This window comes from Streptomyces sp. NPDC046215, assembly GCF_040646215.1.
Classification (GTDB): domain Bacteria; phylum Actinomycetota; class Actinomycetes; order Streptomycetales; family Streptomycetaceae; genus Streptomyces; species Streptomyces stramineus.
In genome coordinates this window covers 1-1,197 of the sequence record NZ_JBEYZW010000205.1, presented here as the reverse complement: position 1 = coordinate 1,197, position 1,197 = coordinate 1, and the positions used below count along the sequence as shown (strand labels likewise).

Below are 1,197 nucleotides of genomic sequence, written 5' to 3'. Positions count from 1 at the left end.
GGCAGACCAGGGTCTGGGCCGTGGTGGTGGGGGCCTGGCCGCCGGCTTCGGCGGTGAAGTCGGGGGCGGGCAGGGCTTTGGTGTCGAGCTTGCCGTTGGCGGTCAGCGGCAGTGCGTCGAGCAGTACGCAGGCACTGGGGACCATGTGTTCGGGCAGCACGGTGGCCAGGTGGGCCCGCAGTTCGGCGGGGGCGGGCTGGTGGCCGGGGGCGGGGACGGCGTAGGCGACGAGCATCCGGTCGCCGGCGCCCTGGGTCTGGCGGGCGGTGACGGCGGCCCGGGCGACGGCGGGGTGGGCGGCGAGGGCGGCTTCGATCTCGCCGGGCTCGATGCGGAAGCCGCGGATCTTGACCTGCTGGTCGGCGCGGCCGGCGTATTCGAGGGTGCCTTCGGGGGTGCGGCGGGCGAGGTCGCCGGTGCGGTACATGCGGGTGCCGGGCGGGCCGAAGGGGTCGGCGACGAACCGTCCGGCGGTCAGGGCGGGGCGGCCGAGGTAGTCGCGGGCCAGGCCGGGGCCGGCGACGTACATTTCGCCGGTCCGGCCGGGGGGTACGGGCTTCAGGCAGTGGTCCAGGACGTAGACGCGCAGGTCCGGCAGGGGCGTGCCGATCAGGCTGCGGGCGCTCGGGTCTTCGATGAGCGTGTCGGTGATCTGCTGGTGGGTGACGTGGACGGTGGTTTCGGTGATGCCGTACATGTTCACCAGGGCCGGGCTGGTGGTGCCGTGGCGCTGGGCCCAGGGGCGCAGGTGGGCGGGTTCGAGGGCTTCGCCGCCGAAGATGACGTAGCGCAGGGCCAGCGGGTCCGTGCCGGCGGGGGTGTCGGTGTCGGCGGTGATGAGCTGGAGGAACGCGGAGGGGGTCTGGTTGAGGACGGTGACCTGCTCGGTGCGCAGGAGTTCGAGGAACTCGGCGGGGGAGCGGGTGGTGGTCTGGGGGACGATGAGGAGGCGTCCGCCGTGCAGGAGGGGGCCCCAGATTTCCCAGACGGAGAAGTCGAAGGCGTAGGAGTGGAAGAGGGTCCAGACGTCGTCGGGTCCGAAGGCGAAGTGCGCGGCGGAGGTCTCGAAGAGGCGGATGACGTTGGAGTGCGGGATCACCACGCCCTTCGGGCGGCCCGTCGACCCCGAGGTGTGAATGACATACGCGGCATCCCCCGGCGTGAGCGGCGACAGCCGCTCGGCGTCGGTGAGATCGG

The 1,197-nt window shown here is 72.8% G+C and carries 1 protein-coding gene; it reads right to left on the bottom strand.

The features are described from left to right. On the bottom strand, positions 1-1,197 hold a 1,197-nt coding region (locus ABZ951_RS33865; RefSeq protein ID WP_361281803.1), incomplete at both ends, for an amino acid adenylation domain-containing protein.